Raw genomic sequence first — 19,365 nt, forward strand, 5'->3', positions numbered from 1 at the left:
GGCGCAATGGCAAGGGCCGGAAAGTTTTGTTTGGAGAGTAACAGGTTATCCTGCGCCGCCGCAGCCTCCGGGACGGGCGGATCAGCGTGCTCCGCAGGCCCGGGGTGCCATTTCACGTTCTAGGACCCTGCGCAGGTGCTTCGAGGACGCGGGCGGCGGTCCGAACGGTCATGGTCGGGCCATGATGACAGAGCAAACCAAAAACATCACCCAAATGACCGAGATGGCCGCACAGCTCAGGTCCCTGTCCCTGGACCCGGACAAGGAACCCGCCGCCGCGGCGGCCCGTGACGGAAGCGGCGATGCAGAAGGCGGCGGTCGGCCGCACGCGCGCCGCTGGCGCTGGGCTGCCGCAGCGGTTCTGGGGCTCGCCGGCGCTGCTGGCGGGCTCCTGGCCTCTGACATCGGCCCGGGCCGGGTGCTGGCGCGGTTCCTGCCCTCGGCGGATGCGCCGCAGGTGGTGTCCGGGCAGCCCGCCGCCGCGCCGGCGGCCGGCCCCGCGCCCGCCGCCATGCCTGCCGCCGTTCCTGCCGCAGCGGCGCCGGCGGTTCCGGTTCGGCGGCAGATCATCGGCTCCGGCTACAGCCGTGCCGAGATGGACGTGGTGCTCAGCGCGCCCCTGCCCGGGCGCATCCTTGCGGTCGACACGGCAGAGGGGGATCAGGTCAGTGCGGGCACCCCGCTGCTGCGGATGGAGGACCGGGCCGCGCAGGAGGCGCTGGAACGGGCGCTGCTGGATCTGAAGCAGGCGCAGCTGGCAGCCAAGGCCGCTGATCTCAGCCTGCGTCAGCTGCAGGAAGACCAGGCGCGGCTGCAAAAGCTGGCGGACCGCGGCGCGGCGCCGGTCGTGCAGCTGCGCACCACGGCACATGAAGTCTCTGCCGCGGTGCTGGATCAGGAGATCGCGGACCTGGCCGTGCAATCGGCCGAGGCCGCCCTGCGGGCGGCGCGTGCCGATCTGGCGGATTATGTGCTTTCCGCCCCGTTTTCCGGCACCGTTGCCGCGCTCAGCGCCCAGCCCGGCATGGTCGCCGAAGGCGAGCAGCATGACGCCCTGCTGCGGCTCTTCAATCCGTCGAGCCTGGTCGTCGATGTCGACATCGCCGAGCGCAGCCTGAGCCAGATCCACGACGGGCAGGCTGCCGAAGTGGTGTTTGATGCCTGGCCGGACCAGAGCTTTGCCGGCCATGTCAGCGCAATCACCCCGATACTGTCGCGCGAGCGGGGCACCCTGCGGGTGGTGATTGCACTGGACAGGATTCCGCCGGAGCTGCGCCCCAACATGGCGGCGCGCGCCATCCTGCGCATTGCCGGGCCGGGCGATGAGCCAACCAACCAGATTGACGAGAAACAAGGGTGACAATGATGTCTGATCTTAATGATTTCCAGCCGTTCATCTCGATGACGGGCATTCGCAAGAGCTATGGCAAGGGCGGCCAGCGCGTCGCCATTTTCGAAGACCTCGACCTGGAAATTGCCAAGGGCGATTTTGTTGCAGTGATGGGGCCGTCCGGCTCCGGAAAATCCACGATGCTCAACATGCTGGGCGGGATCGACCGCCCCGACGGCGGCCGGCTGTGCATCGGCCAGGCACGGCTGGACAGCATGTCCGAAGCGGCGCTGACCCACTGGCGCGGCACCCATGTCGGCATCGTGTTCCAGTTCTACAACCTGCTGCCGATGCTGACAGCCGCGCAGAACATCGAACTGCCGCTGCTGCTGAAGGACCTGGGGCGCACCGCGCGCCGGAGCCGGATCGAGACGGTCATGCGGCTGGTCGGCATCAGCGAGCGCAGCGCGCATCTGCCGTCGCAGCTCTCCGGCGGCCAGCAGCAGCGGGTCGGAATTGCCCGGGCGCTGGTGTCGGACCCGCAGCTGCTGCTGTGCGACGAACCCACCGGGGACCTTGACCGCAAATCGGCGACCGAGATCATGGAAATGCTGCGCTTCCTGAACAAGGAGCTGGGCAAGACCATCGTCATGGTCACCCATGATCCCGAGGCGGCAACTTATGCCGGCCGGACCCTGCACCTGAACAAGGGGCATTTCGAAGAACAGGGGCTGGCGGCATGACCTTTTCCGGACTCGCCTATAAAAACGCCTGGCGCAAACCGGGGCGGACGATCCTGCTTCTGGTTTCGGTGGCGATTGCCTTTGTGATCTTTGTCGTGCTGCAGGCGTTTCTGGCCGGGGCGATGGGCAGCAGCAGCGCGCCGGACCGGCTGGTCGTGGTCAACCAGGCCAGTGCGGCGCAAAGCCTGCCGTACCGGTATCTGGCGCAGCTTGATACCTTGGACGGGGTGGCCAAGGTCGCCTTTACGGCCCGGATGCGGGGCTTTGTGGAGACCGAAAACAACATCGCGGTTGTGACCGCCGTCGACCCGGAGCGCAGCCGGCAGGTGTTTGGAACCGAGCTGGGCCTCACCGCCCCCCTGGTCGCCGCGCTGCAGCAGGACCGCCAGCGCATTCTGGTCGGCCGGATGCTGGCGCGCGCCATGGGCTGGAGCGTCGGCGACCGGGTTGCGGTCACCGCTTTCCGCGACGCGCAGGCGGATGGCAGCCGCGACTGGAGCTTTGAGGTCGCAGGGATCTTCCAGGGCGAAAGCGCCAATGTGGATACCTATTTCGCCATCATGCAGTACGACTACTTCAACGCCGCGCGCGGCAGCGGCCGGGATCAGGTGAACAATTTCATCGTGGTTGCCGACACCGGCGTGTCCTCCCAGGCGCTGGCGCCGAAGATCGACGCCTTGTTTGCCAATTCGCCCAGCCCGACCCGGACGCAGGCGGAAAAGCAGTTCCTGCAGGGCTTCATGCGCCAGATCGCGGATCTGAAGACGGTCGTGGGCATGGTGGTGAGCGCAGCACTGGTCACGATCCTGATGATCGTGGTCAATACCATGGCCTTTGCGGTGCGCGAGCGGACATTCGAAATCGGTGTGCTCAAGTCCATCGGAGTATCCGGCCGCCGCATCATGACGATGATCCTTTTCGAGAGCGTGTTTGTCTTTCTCATCGGGGGCGCCATCGGCAGCGCACTGGGCTGGCTGGTCTGTCTGCTGGCGGATCCGTCGATCGGCCTGGCCTTCACTCCTGTTGTTGCGCTGCAGGCAGCGCTGCTGGTGCTGGCGCTGGGCCTGATCAGCGGCCTGATCCCCGCAGTTAATGCCATGCGTCTGCCCATCGTGCAGACCTTCCAAGCGAGGTAATTCCGATGGCGTCCAAATTCCATCAGTCCAGCGTTGTCGTCAAAGCCAATATCAAGAGCCTGTACCGCCGCCTGTGGATCTCCGTCTCGATGGTTGTTTCCATTGCGCTGGTGGTGGTGGTGCTGATCGGGTTTCTGGCCATGGCCCGCGGTTTCGAAACCGCCCTGGAAAGCGCCGGCAGCGACAAGGTCGCCGTGGTGCTGGCCGGCGGCACCCGGGACGAGAAAGGGTCGGACATCCCGTCGGCGGTCCTGCACCAGCTGGCCGCGGCGCCGGCCGGTCTGGGCATTGCCGAAGCCGGCGGTGCGGCGATGATCTCCCGCGAGCTGGTGGTGGCGGTCGACGCACCGCTGAAATCGAGCGGCGAGATGCAGACACTGAGCCTGCGCGGCATGGATCCCGCCGGCGCAACCCTGCGGCCGAACGTGCAGCTCAGCGCCGGCCGGATGGCGCAGCCGGGCAGCGCCGAGCTGGTGGTGGGTGCTGAAATCGCAGACCGCTACATGGGTTTCGGCCTTGGCGAAACCGTTTCCTTCGGCACCACCCGCTGGACGGTTGTGGGCCGGTTCGACGCCGGCGGCAGCGCCTTCGGCTCGGAAATCTGGGCCGATCTTTCCGCAGTGCAGGCGCTGTTCAAGAAAGAGGGCGACGTGCAATCCCTGCGCATCGGTCTCAGCCAGGGTGCCGATGAAACCGCCTTGGCCGCCTACCTGCAAAGCGCGGTGGCCACGCCTGTGGCCGTCGTCACCGAGAAACAGTATTTCTCGGCGCAGTCGCAGCGGATGAGCCGCCTGATCCGCCTGTTCGGCTGGCCGATTGCAATTGTGATGGCGATTGGCGCCACGGCGGGCGCGCTCAACACGATGCTGAGTTCCGTCTCCGACCGCGCCGTTGAAATTGCGACGCTGCGGGCCATCGGCTTCAGCGCTGCGGCAGCCTTCACCGGCACCTGGGCAGAGGCGCTGCTGCTGACCCTGGCCGGGGCGGCGGCCGGCGTGGCGGTTTCGCTGGTTGTCTTTACCGGGTTCACGGCATCGACGCAGGCAGGCGGCGGCCAGATCGCCTTCGACCTGCAGGTGACCGCGCAGATTGTTGCCCAGGCCGGCGGGCTGGCGCTGATCATCGGTCTGTTCGGCGGCGCATTGCCAGCGCTGAAGGCAGCCCGGATGCCGCTGATGCAGGCGATGCGCTCGGTGTCCTGACACCCGCACGGAAGCCCGCAAGCACAGCTGACACCCCGGGGGCGCTCCGCCCCCGGCCGGCCCCCCTCACACCACCCCCCCGAACACGGAGAAAACAAATGACCGACCTTCTTGCGAAAATTCAGGATGTATTGTGCCAGGTTACCGGTGAAAACATGGACGCGGTCACTGCCAGCACCGATCTGGAAAATGATCTGGACCTCGATTCCATCCTGTTTGTGCAATTCCTGCTGGCGCTGGAAGACGTCGTGCCGGGGCTGGAATTCAGCCAGGAGACCCTCGCCGAAGCCAATTTCACCACCATTGGCTGCCTGGCCGGTTTCATCGCTGAAAACAGCGATGGCGCGGCGGCGGCCTGAGGCGGTCCAATGGCGCTTGACCTTTCCGCTTCAGCCAAAATCATCCAACCGGCCCAATCGGGCCGCGCGGGCTCCCTGGCGGCGGCCCTGGCTGCGCTGGGCCAGGCGGCTTACGGCCTGGACGGATGCCCGGCCTGCCAGGGCGCGGCCATCTGCGCGCCGGGGCTGCCGGTGCTTGGCGCCGATGCCCGCCCGGTCGCACCGGCGGCACTGGCAGCGGTTGCCGATCCGGTCCTCGATGCGCTGCACCTGCAGCTTGTTCAGGTCGATGGCACCTGCGCCGCCGCCGAGGATGTGGCGGTTCCCGCCCTCATGCTGCGGGCGGGCCTGCTGGGGCGGATTCTCGATCTGGCCCATGCCCATTTGAAGGGCCGGGCAAGCATGGGCCGGAAAACCCTGTCCCACCAGCTGGTCAAGGTCGGGTTCGCCGATGCCTATGGCACGCTGCGCCTGATCAGCGAAACCGCGCAATTGCGCGCGGAAAGCGGCGACATGGCGGGGCTGGCCGAGGACCACGCCCGTCTGACCGCCGCCACGATCGAGGCCGAAAAGCTGATGGGCGGCCACGGGTATCTGATCGGGGGCACCCATCCGATCGGGTATCTCTCGATGCTGCTGCACGTCATTTACGGTCCGCGGCAATGAGCGTGGAAACCCACCCGCAGCTGCTGGCACGGGTCCGCGAGGAATTCGCTGCGCTGCATGTGCCGGGCCGTGCCATCGGGCAGGCGATTTCCGAGGATCCGGACGCCACAAGGACGCTGTCCGGCCTGCCTTGCATTACCCGCATCAGCCGGCTGGGCCTGGCTGCCGATGACAGTATGGCAGAGCGTGTTGCCATCTATGAAACGCTAGGCCATGCCGACCCGAACCTGGCCGCCGCGGTGCCGGGTCCGGTGATGACAGGGTTTGTGCTGCACGCGCTGGCGGACCGGTCTCAGCTTTCCGCCTGTCAGGATCTGTTTGCCGCCGCGCCCAGCTGGAGCTGCTTTGCGCTGACCGAACGCAATTGCGGCACGGACGCGACGGCGCTGGAGACCACCGCGGTTGCCGTTGACGGCGGCTGGAAGCTGGACGGGCACAAATATATGGTCGGGCAGGGGGTTGTAGCGGACTACATCGTGGTGTTTGCCCGCACCGGACCAGGCCCGCTCGGGGTGGAGGCCTTTGGCTTCTGCCCCACGGCCCAGCCCGGATTTTCCGCCAGCCGCCTGCCGCTGACCGGGCTGGCCGGAACCAATCTGTCGCAGATTTCGCTGCAGGGCGTCCTGCTGCCTGACAGCGCCCGGCTGGGGGCGCATTTGAAGCCGTCGGAACGGGCGCGGCGCTCTGTTTCGGCAACGCTGGATGCGATGCGCCCCTGCCTGGGGGCGGTGGCCCTTGGCCACGGGCGGGCGGTTCTGGAACGCGCCGAGGCGGAACAGCTTGTCAGCCGTGAATGGGCCGCACCGTACAAGCTGCGGCTGGCTGCGCTGCTGAACTGGGCCCTGCGCATTGCTGCGGCCAGGGATGCGGGCACCGTCCTGGCCCGCGAGGCCGGGCTGATGAAGCAGTCCGCAACCGCTGCAGCAGAAGCACTTGTCAGCGCGCTCTGGGCACGGCTGACACCGGAGGCCCTGGTGAGCCGCCCCTGGCTGCGCCGCGCCTGGCGGGATGCGGGCGCCTTTGAATACATGGAGGGCCTGTCCGCCATCCACCGGGTCAACGCGGCCGGCGAGTTTCGCGCAAGTGGCAGGCCGGCCGGTGTTTGAAATGTCCGGCATTTCCGATTTGGCGGTCTGCCGCGTGCAGGACGTTCACCGCCCTTGGGCGGACCATCCGCTGCAGGACGCTGGCGGCGCGCCGGCCATCGAGGCCTGGCGGCAGCATCACGCGCAGGGGGCAGGGGCGCTGACCCGCATGCCGCAGGGGCAACCGTTTGAACCGGCCTTCCTGCAGGCGCTGCAGCGGTCGCTGGCGCCGCTTGCGGACACGCGGGTGGCGCTGATCTACATCACCGTCGGCCACCAGCCGGAGTACCGCAGCCCGGTCCTGCCGCATCTGCTGGGGCCGCTGCCCGAATTCAGCAGCGTCTTTGCACTGCGCGACAGCCCGGAGGCCATCGAGCCGGTGGTGCCGGCCCTGCTCCGGTCCCTGCTGCAGGACGGGCAGGCCTGCCTGCTGGTCCGCGACCGGTCCCGCCGGCTGATCGCGGCGACCGCCGGGAACCGGCCCGCCGGTGAAGTGCGCTTTCAAATTTTCACACCTGTTCCCCGTAAAGGAGCCGACGCATGACCGCCCTAGACACATCCTTTGAAAGCGGCGCCAGCGACGCGCAGGCCGCCCCGCGTTTCATGGCGACCGTCTCCCGGCTCGCCGCCATGAGCTGGCCCATCATGCTGGGCGCCGCCGTCATGGCGCTGCTGCATACGGGCCAGGCCGGGCTGCTCGGCAACATCGAAGACCGGCAGCCGCTGTATCTGCTGTCGATGCTGCAGCCCTGGTATCTGCTGTTCTTTGCATTTCTCGAGGCGCTGGCGATTACCGGGCAGGTGTTTTCAGCCAAATCCAAGTCGCTGTGGCCCAGGGGCGGGCTGAAAGTCTCGGTTCCGGTGCTGTCCGTATTGGCGCTGGCGGTCCTTGCCGCGCTGCTGGGGCTGGTTGAGCTGGGCCAGGGGCTGCTGGTGTCCCGCTTTGCGCTGCTGGACGAAGCCGCCTTTGCGGTGCTGCCGCAGTACCTGCTGAGCCTGGCGCCTTTTCTGCTGTTTGAAATTCTGAACGGGTCGCTGCGCGGCCAGGGCCGCACCCTGCCGGGCTTTGCGGTGCTGGCCGCTGCCGTCGTGATCAACCTGGCAACCGCATGGTACCTGCTGAACGAACAGGGGCTGGGGATCGAAGCGCTGTTTGCCGCCAATCTTGTGTCCGGCGCCGTGGCGGCGGTGCTGATTGCAGGCGTTTTCCTGCTGCAGATGCGCGGCGCCGGGCCGGCCCCGCTGGTGCCCAGCGTGATCCGCACCGCGACCCTGCTTGCGGTTGTCGGCGCGCCGGTGTTCTTTTCCATGATCGTGTCGTTCTTCAGCTCTGCCGTCCTGTTCGACCGGATGGCCGAGTTCGGCCAGGAACAGGCGGCGGGGTTCCTGCTGTCGGTGCGCTTCCGGTTCTTCCTGCTGATCCCGGCCACCGCTCTGGCCACCGCGCTGGCGGTGATGGTCAACCAGGCCGAAACCGAGTCCCCGGCGCGGCGCAGCCTGCTGCTGAGCCAGGGCTGCATGGCGGTTCTGGCGATCTATGGCGCGCTGGTGGCCGGGCTTTATGCAGCCTACCCGCCGCTGGTGGCGCTGATGGCCGAGGCGCCCGAAATCCGCCAGGCCGCAAACGGCATGCTGCGCCTGCTGCTGCCGACCTATCTGCTGGTTGCCTTTGTCGTCTTTGCCCATGTGATCCTGGAAAACCTTGGCCGCGGACCCCGGGTGCTGGCCTGGAGCCTGCTGCTGGAGACGGCAACCGTCTACGCGCTGTGGACCTATGGCACGGACATCGCGGCGGCGCTGCACATCCTGATCGCCTCGGCGGTGGTCTATGGGACGGTCTTTGCCCTGGAATTTGCGCTGCTGGTCCGGGTGCAGGCCCGCACGCCGGCGCATGACGGCGCCGGGGCCGCACAGGCATGAAGGGCCGGCGGCAGGCCAATGGCGCGGACGGGCTGGCTATTCGCGCCATGGCCGCCGCGGTGCCGGACAAGGTGCAGACCGTGGCGCAGGCGTCGGGCGATCTGGGGCTGAATGCGATGCAGGTCAAGATGTTCAGCCGGCTTTACGGCTTGAACCGGCTGCCCTTCGACCCGGAGCAGAGCCTCGGCGGGCTGCTGCAGGCCGCTTTGGACGCACTGGCCGCCAAGGCGCCGGACGATGTGGCCAACGCACGGTATGTCCTGCATTGCCACACCATCCCGATGGTGCGCCCGCCTGCAGACGGGCTCGGCCTGAACCTGGAGGCGGCAGAAGACATCAGCGTCACCATGGCCCATTGCGCCTCCGGCCTGGTGGCTCTGGACATGCTGCAGACCCTGCTGGCGCCCGGCGAAACCGCGGTGGTGCTGGTGGGCGAGAAAGCCTTTCACCCGCGGGTGCGCGTCATCAGGGACAATACGCTGATGTCGGATGGCGTGGCGGCGCTGCTGGTCGGCAAGGGGAGCGGGCGCTGGCAGGTGCTGGGCACCCATTCCACCCATGACGGGGCTTATGCGCTGTCGCGCGGCCATCCGCGGGAGGAACCCGGCCTGACGGCCGATTACGTCGGTTTTGTCGTCAGCCACATCCACAGCGCGCTGCAGCGGTTCGGCTGCAGCGTGGCGGCACTGCGCATGATCCTTCCGCACAACGTGAACATGATTTCCTGGCAGGCCATCGCCAAGGCATTGGGGGTGCCCAATGCGGCGGTCTACACCCGCAACATTCCCCGCTTCGGCCATTGTTTCGGCGCCGATCCGTTTCTGAACCTGATGGATGCGGATGCAGACGGACAGTTGGCCCCGGGGGACAAGGCGCTGTGCGTCAGCGTCGGCATGGGGATGACCGCCGCCTCCAGCCTGATCGAAATACCGCCACTCACCCCTGCCGCTTCGCCATTGAACACGACCATCTGAGGGAGCCTGAAATGCCACTGACCGATGACCAGCTGACCGCAATCGCCGCCCGGGTGCCGACACCGTTCTTCGCCTACGACCAGCAGGGGCTGCGGGACAGGTTTCACAGTCTCAAACGCCACTTGCCGGAGGGGGCGGATGTCTACTACTCGCTGAAATCCAACCCCTGCAAGGCGGTTGTTGCGACGCTGGCGGCGCAAGGGGCGGGATGCGAAGTCTGCTCGCGCGCGGAACTGGAAACCGCCGTGACCGCCGGCGGCAACCGCCGCAGGATCATTTTCGTGGGCCCGGCAAAAAGCGCGGCGGATATCGGCCGTGCCATGGATCTGGGCATCAAGGCGATCATCGCCGAGAGCCTGGACGAGCTGCGCCTGATTGCGGAGATTGCCAGCGCGCGCAATATCGTGCAGCCGGTCGGGCTGCGCATCAATCCCGAGTTCCGCTCCGCCGCGGTGCGCATCAAGATGACCGGCATTGCCAGCCAGTTCGGCATCGACGAGGCCGAACTGCGGCCGGCCCTGGATTTCGCCGCTTCGGACCCGCATGTGGTCCCGGTGGGAATCCACGTGTATCTGGGCAGCCGGATCCTGGATGAAGAGGCCATTTTCGACAACACCCGGAATATCCTGGGCCTGGCGGACCGCGTCGCGGCCCATCTTGGGCGGCCGCTGTCCTTTGTCGATGTCGGCGGCGGGTTCGGCCTTGCCTATTTCGACAAGGAACGGGATCTGGATCCGGATGTCCTGGGGCGCGGGCTGGCGGATGCGGTTGCCGGCTTCCGCCGGAAGCACCGCCGGACACGTGTGGTGATTGAGCTCGGCCGCTACCTGGTGGCAGAGGCCGGCGTCATGGTTGCCTCTGTGCGCTATGTGAAGCACAGCAAAGGCAGGCGTTTTGCCATCTGCGACGGCGGCTCCAACATTTTTGCCGCGGCGGCGGGCTATGGCTCCGCCTTCCGCAAGAACTGGCGGCTGCGCCGTATCGGCACAGCCCCGTCGCAGGAGGTGGTGCCGCATATGCTGACCGGCCCCTTGTGCACGCCCTCCGACACGATCGGCGACCAGGTCCCGCTGCCTGCGCTGGCGGCGGGCGACCGGATCTGTTTCGAACGTGCCGGAGCCTACGGCCCGTCGGCTTCGCCGACCGGGTTTCTCAGTTTCGGCCACCCGGCAGAGGTGATGGTGACCGATCAGGGCCCGGTGCTGGTGCGCCATGCGGATCCGGTGGACCGCGAAATCCCGCAGCAGACCTGGGAGCCCCTGATGGCGCAGCAGCCGGAAAAGGATCCCGCCCATGCCTGATGCGCAGCTCCGGCAGCTGGACAGTCTGAACGATCTGCTGCCGGCGCTGGCCGCGGCAGCGGATGAAATGGAAACCAACCCCGAAGCCTGGCGCCAGGTCTGGAAGGATCCGCGCATGCGGGCGGTTTCCTTTGCCGGCGTCCCCGAGGGCATCAATCCTTACCCGTTCCGCGAGGCCGGCCTCGGCCCGGACTGCGGCCACGCGCTGCATCTGGCGCTGGTAGAGCGGCTGTCGCGCGGTGCCGCCAGCGCCATGATGGCCCTGCCTGCCTCGGCCCTGTCCACCCGGGCGGTGCTGCGGCTGGGCACTGCCGAACAGATCACGCATTTCTTCCAGCCTTTTGCGGAGGGCGAGGCCTGGACGTTCTTCGGGGTCACGGAACCGGCGGTTGGCTCGGATGCGGGCCAGGTGCGCAGCGTCCTGCAGCCGCATGGGGCCGGCTGGCGGCTCAGCGGCTGCAAGACCCTGATCGGCGGCGCCACCCTGGCGCGGCGCGGGCTGGTGCTGGCCCGGGAGCAGCAGACGGGCGTCCTGCGCCTGGTGATGATTGCGCAGGCGGCGGACGGGACCCGGTTCCGGGCAAGGAAACTGGCGGCCGCAGGGCTGATGGGGGCCGGGATTTCCGAGCTGCAGTTCGACGGGTTCGAGGCCGGGCCCGGCGATATCCTCGCGGCCGGGGACAGGCGGCCGGTGATGCTGACGCTCAGCGATGTGTTCGAAAAGCACCGGCCGATGGTGGGGGCCATGGCGCTTGGCACCGGCCGCGCCATGCTGGACCGGTTGCAGCAGCACCGGCTGCTGCAGGGGTTCGACGATCTGGTCCGGGACCATGCGGCCCTGCTGGGGCGCATGATCCGGCTGGGGCGGCAGGCCGATCACGGGCCGCTGCCCATTCACGCCGTCAGCCAGTTCAAACGGCAGGCCACCGCGCTGGCGGATGCCATCCGCCTGCGCATTGCCCGGCGGGCGCCGGACCTGATTCTGCAGGACCCGCGCAGCCGCCGGCTGTGGCGCGATGCAGCCGCGTTTGAATACATGGAAGGCACCTCTGCCATCCACCGCCTCAATGCCTACCGTGACTATCTATCCGGAGATGTGCTGAATGACCTTGCAGTTTGATCCCGCAAAGCTTGTCTGGGACCGTTTCGGCGGGTTGGAGACCCCCGATCCGGCCTGGCAGGATGATGCCGGTTTCTGGGAGGGCTTCAACGCCGCCTTCTTCGCCGCCAACGGCCGCAGCTATGACCCTCAGCGCGACAGCAATGTCGCCCGATGGGCAACGGCAGAGGACCGCGCGTCGTTTACCGACATGGTGGCGGCCCTGGCGCCGCGGCTTGCGCAGGCGGATCTGGATCAGGTGGATATGGTCATTCTGGCCCATTGGCTGCCGGATCTGCATCTCGGCAGCTCGGTGACGAATTTCGCAATGCACCATCTGGGCCTGCAAGACTGCACTGGCTTCGCGATTTCCGACCGGGGGCTGTCGGCGCCGCTCTTTGCGTTTGATTTTGCTGCCAAGGCCCTGGCCTGCGGGCGCTGCCGCAAGGTGCTGCTGCTGGTGATGGACCAAAAGAACATGCTGTACCGGGATCCGATGATCGCGGAGCTGAAGCCGGAGAACGCAGCCGCCGCGATGGTGCTTGGGGCAGGAGGCTCCGGCCTGACCTACCGCGGCTACGCCCGCCGCCGCCATGTCGGCCGCGGCGGGCTGACCGCGGCCCTGGCGGAAATCCGTGCCGGGTTCGGCCTGTCCCGCGACGCGGTCCTGATCGGGCCGCCCGGCCTGCCCGGGGCAGTTCCGGTGGAGCCCAGCCTGGTCTGCGCGGCGCCTTTCGTGGCGCTGTCCCAGCTGAACCCCGGACGGGATGTGCTGCTGGCGACATGGCAGTTCGGCGGGCTGAGCGTGCTGGGTTTTGCCGGCCGGGAGGCAGGCGATGCGGCTTGAGGCGCTGGAAACCCTGATCCCCGAAGCCCGGGCCGGCACCGCTGACATCATCCGGAGTGCAGGCGGCAAGGCCGAGGAAATCAAGCTGTTCACGGCCTTGTTCGGCATGCACCAAGTGGCAGTGGCTGACCCGGACACCGGAGTGGACGGCTATTTGCAGACCCTGCTGAGCCGCTTGCCTGCAGCGCCGGTGTGCAGCGGCGCGCAGATCCTGCTGCACGCCCATTCCCTGCCGATGCCGCACGCGCGCAGGCTGCAACTGCAGCCGCTGCGCCGGCATCCGGTGCTGCGCCGCCTGACAGCGGTCTGCGATATCGATCAGTTCAACTGCGCGGGCATGTTCCATGCCTTGCAGATGGCGCAACGGCTGCTCGGCGCGGGCGCTGCCGGCGAGGTGTTCGTATTTGCCGGGGATTGCTTGTCGGACTGGCCGCTGGCGGCCCGCTATGTGCCGTCCTGCACGGTGCTTGGCGACGGCTATGCGCTGCTGCGCCTCACCGCGCGCGACGGCGGGGTGCAGATCGGGCCGGTTGCAACCCGGCATTTTCCCGGTTTCGAAGGCGGTCTCGACGGGGGCGCCGCCCAGATGGAGCGCTATAACCGCGCCCATCTGGAAATCATCTCGGACAGTCTTGCGCGCATCGGCCATGATCCGCAGGCCGCGATGCTGTTCCCCCACAACATCAACGGTCTGGCCTGGCGCCTTTACTGCCGCCAGCACAATCAGAATGCGGCGCAGGTCCATGACGGGCTGGTGGCCGGAACCGGGCATTGCTGCAATGCAGACCCGTTTTTGGTGCTGGATCCCGTCCTGAGGGAGCAGCCGGTGAACGGCACCCTGATCTCGGTGGGCATGGCGGGTTTTGCCGGCGCCGCGGCGATCCGCGGAGACTTGCGGCAGCACGCGGCCTGAGCCGGCCGCCGGTCCGGCCGAAGGCGCCGTGGAGACCGCATCCACGGCGCCTTTCCTGATCTGGCCGGTTCCGGCGCAAGGCGCTGTTTCAGGCTGGGTGAGACAGCGACGGGCGGCTTTCCAGATCCCAGGTTTCCGTCAGCTCCTCGATAAAGGGGGTGATTGTCTTGCGGTCCACCATGCGGTCCTGGCCGCGGTCCATCGCGGCCAGCAGCATGCTGGCGAATTCGCGGTTTCTGCGCGCCTCTTCCATGGCCACCGCACCGGCAATGATGCGCGGCCGGGTGTCCGAAGACAGCATGCTTGTCTTCAGCCGGTTCAGCCGCTTTTCCAGCCGGGCGATCTTCTGTTCAGGGGTTTCCGTCATGCAGGGGCTCCGTTCCGATCAATGTGGCCTCAGCCTGCCGGTTCCCGGCCCGCGGGTCGTCCTGAATGACAATTCAGTCCCTCTTGCACAATCCCGGACGCAGGCCGCGGACCGCGGCGGCGGGACCGCGGTGCCGCCCGGGGGGCAAGCGCACACGCCCAAGGTCCGATTTCGCGCCGGCCAGGGCCAAGATCGTCATCCCGGTCGTGATGGCTGGTTGAAATGGCCTTTGCTGGTTCTACCGACTTACAGGAGTTCGCCATGCCGTCAGCATTCCCGGAGAGCACCGCCCCGCCGGCTGCCGCGCCGCGGCGCACCGGGCTGCCGCTAACACCCGTATACACGGCACAGGCACCGGTGTTCCGGCTGGTCTGCTTTGCCGGGGCGGGCGCCTCTGCGGGGTTCTTCCGGTTCTGGCGCTGCTTCGGCGGCACCGCGATCAGCGTAGAAGCCTTTCAGCCGCGCGGCCGCGAAAGCCGGTGGCACCGGGAACGGCCAACATTGCGCCACAGCGTGCAGGAAGCGGCATCTGCCATCCTGAAAAGCCAGCCGGAGGGCCAGAGTCTTGTGCTGTTCGGCCACAGTTTCGGTGCCTTGCTGGCGTATGAGACCGCGCAGGCTCTGCGCCGCACGCCGGCCCGTGCGGCGCATCTGTTTGCCGCCGCGCGCGCCGCGCCGCATATGGCGCCGCATTCGTCTCTGGCAGCGGATTTGCCCGATGCCGCCCTGACCGCCAGAATGCGCCGGATCGGGCTGGACGATCAACAGATCCTGGATCACCCGGCCCTCGGTCCGTTGTTCCTTGGCAGCCTGCGCCACGATTTGCGGCAGAACGCGCAGTACGCCCATTGCCATGAACAGCCGTTGCAGTGCCCGGTCACCGCCTTCAGCGGCGTGCATGACCCGCTGGCCCCGCCGCTGGCGATGGCCAACTGGCAGCAGGCCACCACAGGCGGGTTCCGCCATATCCGCCTGAACGGCAGCCATTTCTTTCCGGTGGCCCGGCCAGCACGGCTGGCCGGGCTGGTCAAATCAACTCTTGGGGGATTCTCATGAACACTATTGTCAGCCCGTTATCGGATGCGGCACCGGTTGCGGCCAACGTTTTTCTGCCCGAACAGCCGGAAGACAGCGCCTTGCGCGCGGCCCTGCTCAAGGAAGGCGCCGCCGATGCCTGGGTCCGCCGCCGCCGCTGCGAGGACGGCCAAGCGCGGCGCGTGGCTTTTGTCGCGACCCGCCGCGCCATCAGCCTGCCCGGGCCGCAGGCGGCCATCCTGGTGCCGCTGAACCGCTTGCCGCGGACCGGCTCCGGGCAGGTCGACCAGCAGGCCCTGGCCGCATTGCACATACCTGACAGCGCAGGCCCCATGCGCCTTGTCAAAAACGTGCCGGTCCTTGGCCCCGGCTGGCTCGGAAGCTCCGCGTCGCAGCAGCCGCCGGAGCAGAAATCCGGACGGCCCGCGCTGCTCGACGGCGGCACGGCTGCGGCGCTGCGCGCGGGGATCAGGACACTTGCGGATATTCTGGCGGATGCCGCCGTGCGGGTGCCTGCGCGCGGTGTCACTCTGCTGTCGCGGGACGCTGCGCCCCACTGCCTGACCTATCAGGCGCTGGACGCCGGCGCCCGCCGGGCAGCAGGCGCGCTGCAGGCGGCGGGCATGCAGCCGGGCGCTGCGGTCCTGTGCGTGTTCCGGGACAATGAGGATGCCGCGGCTCTGACCGCGATCTGGGGGGCAATCTATGCCGGATTGCGGCCGGTGCCGCTGCTGGCCCCGCGCCGCTATGACACCGATGAGGCGCAGGCGCGGCGGCTGCGCGATGCCTCCGAACTGCTGCCAGAGGCCGTGATCCTCGCGGGGCGGGCCAGGGCGGAGATCGGCACGCTGCTGCCGGGCCGCACGGTTCTGGACCTTGCAGTGCTGCCCGAAGGCCGCGCAATCACCCCGGTGCCCTGTGACCCGGACGCCCCGGCGGCGTATTTCCTGACCTCGGGCAGCACCGCCAGGCCGAAAGTGGTGCCGCAGACCCACCAGGCCATTTTGACGCTTGTTGCAGGCTGTGCCGGGCTCAATGATCTGGGGTCCGAGGACATTTCGCTCAACTGGCTGCCGATGGATCATGTCGGCTCGTTCATCATGCTGCACATGCGGGATGCCTATCTTGGCGCCCGGCAGATCCGGGCGGCGGGCGCCGATGTGCTCCGCGATCCGCTGATCTGGCTGGATTGGATGTCGGAATACCGCGTCACCAACGGCTGGGCGCCGAATTTTGCCTTTGAGCTGGTGATCTCGGCGATGAAGCAGAGCGGTGCCCGCGGCTGGGACCTGTCAGCGCTGCGGTTTCTGCACAACGGCGGCGAAGCGGTCATTCGCGACACCGCGGCGGCTTTCCTGCGCAGCCTGTCGGCGTTCGGCATCGGCCGGACGGTGGTGCGCCCGGCCTGGGGCATGTCTGAAACCAGCTCCGGCTGCGTGTTCAATCCCGATTTTGACCCGCTCGGCGCTGCCGAAGGTCCGATTCCCGTGGGGCGCCCCTGTCCGGGCCTGCGTGTCCGGATCACCGATCCCGCCAGGCCGGACAAACTGCTCTGCGAAGGGGAAACCGGCCTGCTCCAGGTCTCGGGGCCGATGGTGCTGCGGGAGTATGACCGCGACCCGGAAAAAACCCGCGAAAGCTTTGCCGGGCCCGGCTGGTTCGACACCGGTGACCTGGGCCGCATCGAAGACGGCAAGCTGTTTCTGACCGGGCGCCGGAAAGACGTGATCATCGTCAATGGGCTGAACCAGAGCCCGGCTGAAATCGAAACCCGGGTCAGCCGCATTGCCGGTGTCCGGCCCTCCTGCACCGCGGTCCTGTCGGTCGCTGGCCAGACTGGCGGGCCGGACCGCATCGCGGTCTTCTTTGTCCCGCAGGACACGCACGGCGCGCAGCCCGTGGCCCAGGCCATCCGGAGGGTCCTGTCCGCCGAACTGGGCCTGTCCGCGGATCTGATTTTCGCCCTGCAGGAGACAGAGGTGCCAAAAACCTCGATCGGCAAGATCCAGAAGGAGAAACTGCGGCAGGCGGTGCAGAATGGCGCGCTGCTGCCGGTCTGGGCAAGCAGCCGGCGCGGTCCCCGGACCATTCCGCCGCTGGTCGCGCCCGGCTGGGTCAAATGCCCCGCGGCACCGTTGCCCGGACCCGCGGCTGCCACGCTTTGCGGGCCTGGCAGCGCCAGCTGCGCCCAGCGTCTGGCAGAACTTGGACTGGAGGCCGGCGAGGTCTCGCCGCAGGCCCTTGCCGGCCGCGAAATCGGGATCGTCTCCGCCAATACGCTGGTGCTGCTGCCGGGGCTTTTGCAAAGACCGGAACAGGCGGTTCCGATCCTGCAAGAGGTGGCGCGGATCTGCCTGCTGCAGCCCATGCGCCTGATCTGGATTGCGCCGGGCAGCGGGCTGGGCGCCGGCTGCTGCGCGCCGGTGTCCATGTTGACCGCGCTGCTGCGCTCAGCCGAAGCCGAAACGCCGGGCCTGGCCGTGCGCATCGTCGATCCCGGCCGGGCCGGGCTGGACCTGGAACGGCTGCGCGATGAAATCCGCGATCCGGCCTGCCAGACCGAAATCCGCTGGACGGCGGAGGGCCGCGAGCTGCTGCAGCATCATCCGGTCCAGCAGCCGCAGGGCCCCGGTGTCGGGATCCGGCGCGGCGGCCGCTACCTGATCACCGGCGGATTGGGCGGGATCGGGCAGCTCCTGTGCCGCTATCTGCAGGACCGCTACGGAGCGCGGCTGACAATTCTCGGGCGCCGCGGCGAACAGGAGCTGGCGCCACCCGCCCGGGACGCACTGAAGGCACTCCGGCTGCAGGGGGATGTCCGTTATGAGGCCTGCGATCTGACGCATCCCGCCGCCGGAGCGGTGCTGGGCAAACTGGCCTGCGACGGGATCTTTCATCTGGCCGGTCTCGCGGCGGCGGTGCCGGTCTCGGAGCTTTCCCCTGCGCATATGGCCGGGCAGATGCAAATGGCACAGGTCAAAATCAGCGGCACCGAAGCCCTGGTGAACAGTGCCGCGCAGGCGGGGGCCGGCTGGATCGTGGCCTTCGGGTCGGTGGCCGGCAGTTTCGGCGGCGCCCGCTACGGCGTCTATGCCATGGCCAACCGTTACCAGCAGGCCCGTGCCGGCCGCCCCGGCGGCGTCCGCATGATGACGCTGAACTGGTCGATGTGGGAAAACACCGGCCTGAGCGCGGGGATTGCCGGAGCCGGGCTGGCTGCGCAGCACGGGTATACCATGCTGGAAGCGGAAACCGCCTTTGCGGCAATGGAACAGGCTCTGCAAAGCGGCCTGGACACGGTTGATATCGGTGTCGATGCGCAAAGCCTTGCCATGACGCCCCACCTGCAGGCGCCAGCGGTTCCGCTGCAGGACACCGGCGCGCAACCGCACCGGGCGCAACCGGACGGCACATCCGGGGCCGGCTCCCTTGCTGCCGGCCTTTGCGCCATCTGGCAGCAGATCCTGAACCTGACCGGCCTGCCCAGTTGCGCCGACAGCATCTTTGATCTGGGCGCGACGTCTTTGGATCTGCCGCGTGCGCAGGAACGGATTGCGCAGGAGACCGGGCGGGACTTCGATCTGCTCGACCTTTTCGACCACCCGGTGATCGGCGATTTTGCCGCCTCGCTCGCCTAAGGGGAGGGGCCGGCAGGCCCGCATCCCGTCCCGGTCAAGCGGTGCCTGGCCGGGATGCGGCAGACACTCAGCACCTGGCGCGCGGTTTGGAAAACATGCACCTGCCCGGTCTGCTCCAGCTGCGGGATATGCCAGAATATCCTGTTGTCCTCGCGGGCGTGAAAGCGGATGGCGGACAGCCAGAACCGGGATGCGGCTGCCGGGGCCATCGCCTTGAACACCGCTTCCTTGGCGGAAAACGCGCACAGCGCTGCGCGCGGATCGGGAAACAGGACCCGCTCGGCCTCTGACAGGCAAAGCCGCGACACGGCCCTAGCCCGCGAGAGCCGGGTCAAGTCCTCCAGGTCGATGCCGACATGATGGTCTGCCGTCGTCACCACCGCAACCGCGCGGCCCCGGTCGTGCGAGATAGATCCGCTCCAGCCCTCCGGCCAGACCGGCGCGCCGCCGGGACCTTTGGGAACCGTTACCTGCGGCGCGCCCGCCCGGGCCAGGGCCCGCCCGGCGGCACGCCGCCCGGCGAGGAATTCCATGCGCCGGCGGGGTGACTTGAATTCAGCGTTGCGGGCATAGCCGGGCGGAACCGGATGCGTGTCCTCGATGTGAACCAGCGCGGCCCCGAACGGGCGTGGAAAATCTAGCATGGCGGCTCCCGGGCGATCTTGCCCGGCCAGTTTAGACGCGGCGGCGGCGGCACGCTTCTCAGATCGCATTCCGCGCCGTCCAAGATTGTGATTCAGGATGTGTTGGGAACGTGTTTGGGGTCTGCTG

18 protein-coding genes are annotated in these 19,365 nt (G+C 67.8%); 16 read left to right on the forward strand and 2 right to left on the reverse strand.

The annotated features are described in order from the left end of the window. Positions 1–181: 181 nt before the first annotated feature. The 14 genes from OKQ63_RS02325 to OKQ63_RS02390 all read left to right on the forward strand — a co-directional run bounded on the left by OKQ63_RS02325 (position 182) and on the right by OKQ63_RS02390 (position 13,554). The gene (locus OKQ63_RS02325) at positions 182–1,360 is read left to right on the forward strand and encodes an efflux RND transporter periplasmic adaptor subunit (protein WP_264212366.1); all 1,179 of its coding nucleotides are present in this window, start codon (positions 182–184) and stop codon (positions 1,358–1,360) included. Between the two features lie 5 nt (positions 1,361–1,365). After that, complete coding sequence (locus OKQ63_RS02330; protein ID WP_264212367.1) at positions 1,366–2,073, forward strand: ABC transporter ATP-binding protein; 708 nt, start codon at positions 1,366–1,368, stop codon at positions 2,071–2,073. After that, positions 2,070–3,209 carry an ABC transporter permease gene (locus OKQ63_RS02335; RefSeq protein ID WP_264212368.1) on the forward strand — a complete coding sequence of 380 codons (1,140 nt, stop codon included), beginning with the start codon at positions 2,070–2,072 and terminating at the stop codon, positions 3,207–3,209. Before OKQ63_RS02330 ends, OKQ63_RS02335 begins: the two co-directional genes overlap by 4 nt. 5 nt (positions 3,210–3,214) lie before the next feature. Further along, positions 3,215–4,411 (forward strand): ABC transporter permease, encoded by a 1,197-nt coding sequence (locus OKQ63_RS02340; protein ID WP_264212369.1) that lies wholly within the window; start codon positions 3,215–3,217, stop codon positions 4,409–4,411. Positions 4,412–4,509: 98 nt separating this feature from the next. Next, positions 4,510–4,770: an acyl carrier protein gene (locus OKQ63_RS02345; RefSeq protein WP_264212370.1), complete on the forward strand. Its 261-nt coding sequence runs from the start codon at positions 4,510–4,512 to the stop codon at positions 4,768–4,770. Positions 4,771–4,779: 9 nt separating this feature from the next. Beyond that, positions 4,780–5,415: an acyl-CoA dehydrogenase family protein gene (locus tag OKQ63_RS02350; RefSeq protein ID WP_264212371.1), complete on the forward strand. Its 636-nt coding sequence runs from the start codon at positions 4,780–4,782 to the stop codon at positions 5,413–5,415. After that, the gene (locus OKQ63_RS02355; RefSeq protein WP_264212372.1) at positions 5,412–6,521 is read left to right on the forward strand and encodes an acyl-CoA dehydrogenase family protein; all 1,110 of its coding nucleotides are present in this window, start codon (positions 5,412–5,414) and stop codon (positions 6,519–6,521) included. Before OKQ63_RS02350 ends, OKQ63_RS02355 begins: the two co-directional genes overlap by 4 nt. A gap of 1 nt (position 6,522) precedes the next feature. Further along, positions 6,523–7,044 carry a hypothetical protein gene (locus tag OKQ63_RS02360; RefSeq protein WP_264212373.1) on the forward strand — a complete coding sequence of 174 codons (522 nt, stop codon included), beginning with the start codon at positions 6,523–6,525 and terminating at the stop codon, positions 7,042–7,044. Beyond that, complete coding sequence (locus OKQ63_RS02365) at positions 7,041–8,420, forward strand: MATE family efflux transporter (RefSeq protein WP_264212374.1); 1,380 nt, start codon at positions 7,041–7,043, stop codon at positions 8,418–8,420. The genes OKQ63_RS02360 and OKQ63_RS02365 overlap by 4 nt, the downstream gene beginning before the upstream one ends. Further along, positions 8,417–9,394, forward strand: coding sequence for a 3-oxoacyl-[acyl-carrier-protein] synthase III C-terminal domain-containing protein (locus OKQ63_RS02370; protein WP_264212375.1), 978 nt, complete (start codon positions 8,417–8,419; stop codon positions 9,392–9,394). The genes OKQ63_RS02365 and OKQ63_RS02370 overlap by 4 nt, the downstream gene beginning before the upstream one ends. 11 nt (positions 9,395–9,405) lie before the next feature. After that, on the forward strand, positions 9,406–10,695 hold the full coding sequence (locus tag OKQ63_RS02375; protein WP_264212376.1) for a type III PLP-dependent enzyme domain-containing protein: 1,290 nt from the start codon (positions 9,406–9,408) through the stop codon (positions 10,693–10,695). Continuing rightward, positions 10,688–11,815: an acyl-CoA dehydrogenase family protein gene (locus tag OKQ63_RS02380; RefSeq protein WP_264212377.1), complete on the forward strand. Its 1,128-nt coding sequence runs from the start codon at positions 10,688–10,690 to the stop codon at positions 11,813–11,815. Before OKQ63_RS02375 ends, OKQ63_RS02380 begins: the two co-directional genes overlap by 8 nt. Continuing rightward, on the forward strand, positions 11,799–12,641 hold the full coding sequence (locus OKQ63_RS02385) for a beta-ketoacyl-[acyl-carrier-protein] synthase family protein (RefSeq protein ID WP_264212378.1): 843 nt from the start codon (positions 11,799–11,801) through the stop codon (positions 12,639–12,641). The genes OKQ63_RS02380 and OKQ63_RS02385 overlap by 17 nt, the downstream gene beginning before the upstream one ends. Next, complete coding sequence (locus OKQ63_RS02390; RefSeq protein WP_264212379.1) at positions 12,631–13,554, forward strand: beta-ketoacyl-[acyl-carrier-protein] synthase family protein; 924 nt, start codon at positions 12,631–12,633, stop codon at positions 13,552–13,554. Before OKQ63_RS02385 ends, OKQ63_RS02390 begins: the two co-directional genes overlap by 11 nt. A gap of 88 nt (positions 13,555–13,642) precedes the next feature. On the opposite strand, the gene OKQ63_RS02395 is transcribed toward OKQ63_RS02390, so the two are convergent. Then, entirely contained in the window at positions 13,643–13,921 is a 279-nt protein-coding gene (locus OKQ63_RS02395; RefSeq protein WP_264212380.1) for a hypothetical protein, read from the reverse strand. A 222-nt stretch (positions 13,922–14,143) separates the two neighbouring features. Between OKQ63_RS02395 and OKQ63_RS02400 the strand changes: the two genes are divergently transcribed. Together OKQ63_RS02400 and OKQ63_RS02405 are read left to right on the forward strand one after the other, a co-directional pair. Beyond that, positions 14,144–14,977 (forward strand): thioesterase II family protein, encoded by an 834-nt coding sequence (locus OKQ63_RS02400; RefSeq protein WP_264212381.1) that lies wholly within the window; start codon positions 14,144–14,146, stop codon positions 14,975–14,977. Further along, the gene (locus OKQ63_RS02405; protein ID WP_264212382.1) at positions 14,974–18,594 is read left to right on the forward strand and encodes an SDR family NAD(P)-dependent oxidoreductase; all 3,621 of its coding nucleotides are present in this window, start codon (positions 14,974–14,976) and stop codon (positions 18,592–18,594) included. Before OKQ63_RS02400 ends, OKQ63_RS02405 begins: the two co-directional genes overlap by 4 nt. On the opposite strand, the gene OKQ63_RS02410 is transcribed toward OKQ63_RS02405, so the two are convergent. Then, positions 18,591–19,238: a 4'-phosphopantetheinyl transferase superfamily protein gene (locus OKQ63_RS02410; RefSeq protein WP_264212383.1), complete on the reverse strand. Its 648-nt coding sequence runs from the start codon at positions 19,236–19,238 to the stop codon at positions 18,591–18,593. The genes OKQ63_RS02405 and OKQ63_RS02410 overlap by 4 nt on opposite strands. Positions 19,239–19,365: the final 127 nt, after the last annotated feature.

Origin of the sequence: Leisingera thetidis, assembly GCF_025857195.1 — a bacterium.
GTDB lineage: Bacteria > Pseudomonadota > Alphaproteobacteria > Rhodobacterales > Rhodobacteraceae > Leisingera > Leisingera thetidis.

Excerpts from the sequence above, each read along its gene's own strand:
- OKQ63_RS02330 (WP_264212367.1), top strand. The coding sequence starts at position 1,366 with ATGTCTGATCTTAATGATTTCCAGCCGTTCATCTCGATGACGGGCATT.
- OKQ63_RS02325 (WP_264212366.1), top strand. The coding sequence starts at position 182 with ATGATGACAGAGCAAACCAAAAACATCACCCAAATGACCGAGATGGCC.
- OKQ63_RS02390 (WP_264212379.1), top strand. The coding sequence starts at position 12,631 with ATGCGGCTTGAGGCGCTGGAAACCCTGATCCCCGAAGCCCGGGCCGGC.
- OKQ63_RS02400 (WP_264212381.1), top strand. The coding sequence starts at position 14,144 with ATGGCCTTTGCTGGTTCTACCGACTTACAGGAGTTCGCCATGCCGTCA.
- OKQ63_RS02360 (WP_264212373.1), top strand. The coding sequence starts at position 6,523 with ATGTCCGGCATTTCCGATTTGGCGGTCTGCCGCGTGCAGGACGTTCAC.
- OKQ63_RS02380 (WP_264212377.1), top strand. The coding sequence starts at position 10,688 with ATGCCTGATGCGCAGCTCCGGCAGCTGGACAGTCTGAACGATCTGCTG.
- OKQ63_RS02370 (WP_264212375.1), top strand. The coding sequence starts at position 8,417 with ATGAAGGGCCGGCGGCAGGCCAATGGCGCGGACGGGCTGGCTATTCGC.
- OKQ63_RS02340 (WP_264212369.1), top strand. The coding sequence starts at position 3,215 with ATGGCGTCCAAATTCCATCAGTCCAGCGTTGTCGTCAAAGCCAATATC.
- OKQ63_RS02365 (WP_264212374.1), top strand. The coding sequence starts at position 7,041 with ATGACCGCCCTAGACACATCCTTTGAAAGCGGCGCCAGCGACGCGCAG.
- OKQ63_RS02395 (WP_264212380.1), bottom strand. The coding sequence starts at position 13,921 with ATGACGGAAACCCCTGAACAGAAGATCGCCCGGCTGGAAAAGCGGCTG.
- OKQ63_RS02385 (WP_264212378.1), top strand. The coding sequence starts at position 11,799 with ATGACCTTGCAGTTTGATCCCGCAAAGCTTGTCTGGGACCGTTTCGGC.
- OKQ63_RS02350 (WP_264212371.1), top strand. The coding sequence starts at position 4,780 with ATGGCGCTTGACCTTTCCGCTTCAGCCAAAATCATCCAACCGGCCCAA.
- OKQ63_RS02355 (WP_264212372.1), top strand. The coding sequence starts at position 5,412 with ATGAGCGTGGAAACCCACCCGCAGCTGCTGGCACGGGTCCGCGAGGAA.
- OKQ63_RS02410 (WP_264212383.1), bottom strand. The coding sequence starts at position 19,238 with ATGCTAGATTTTCCACGCCCGTTCGGGGCCGCGCTGGTTCACATCGAG.
- OKQ63_RS02405 (WP_264212382.1), top strand. The coding sequence starts at position 14,974 with ATGAACACTATTGTCAGCCCGTTATCGGATGCGGCACCGGTTGCGGCC.
- OKQ63_RS02375 (WP_264212376.1), top strand. The coding sequence starts at position 9,406 with ATGCCACTGACCGATGACCAGCTGACCGCAATCGCCGCCCGGGTGCCG.
- OKQ63_RS02345 (WP_264212370.1), top strand. The coding sequence starts at position 4,510 with ATGACCGACCTTCTTGCGAAAATTCAGGATGTATTGTGCCAGGTTACC.
- OKQ63_RS02335 (WP_264212368.1), top strand. The coding sequence starts at position 2,070 with ATGACCTTTTCCGGACTCGCCTATAAAAACGCCTGGCGCAAACCGGGG.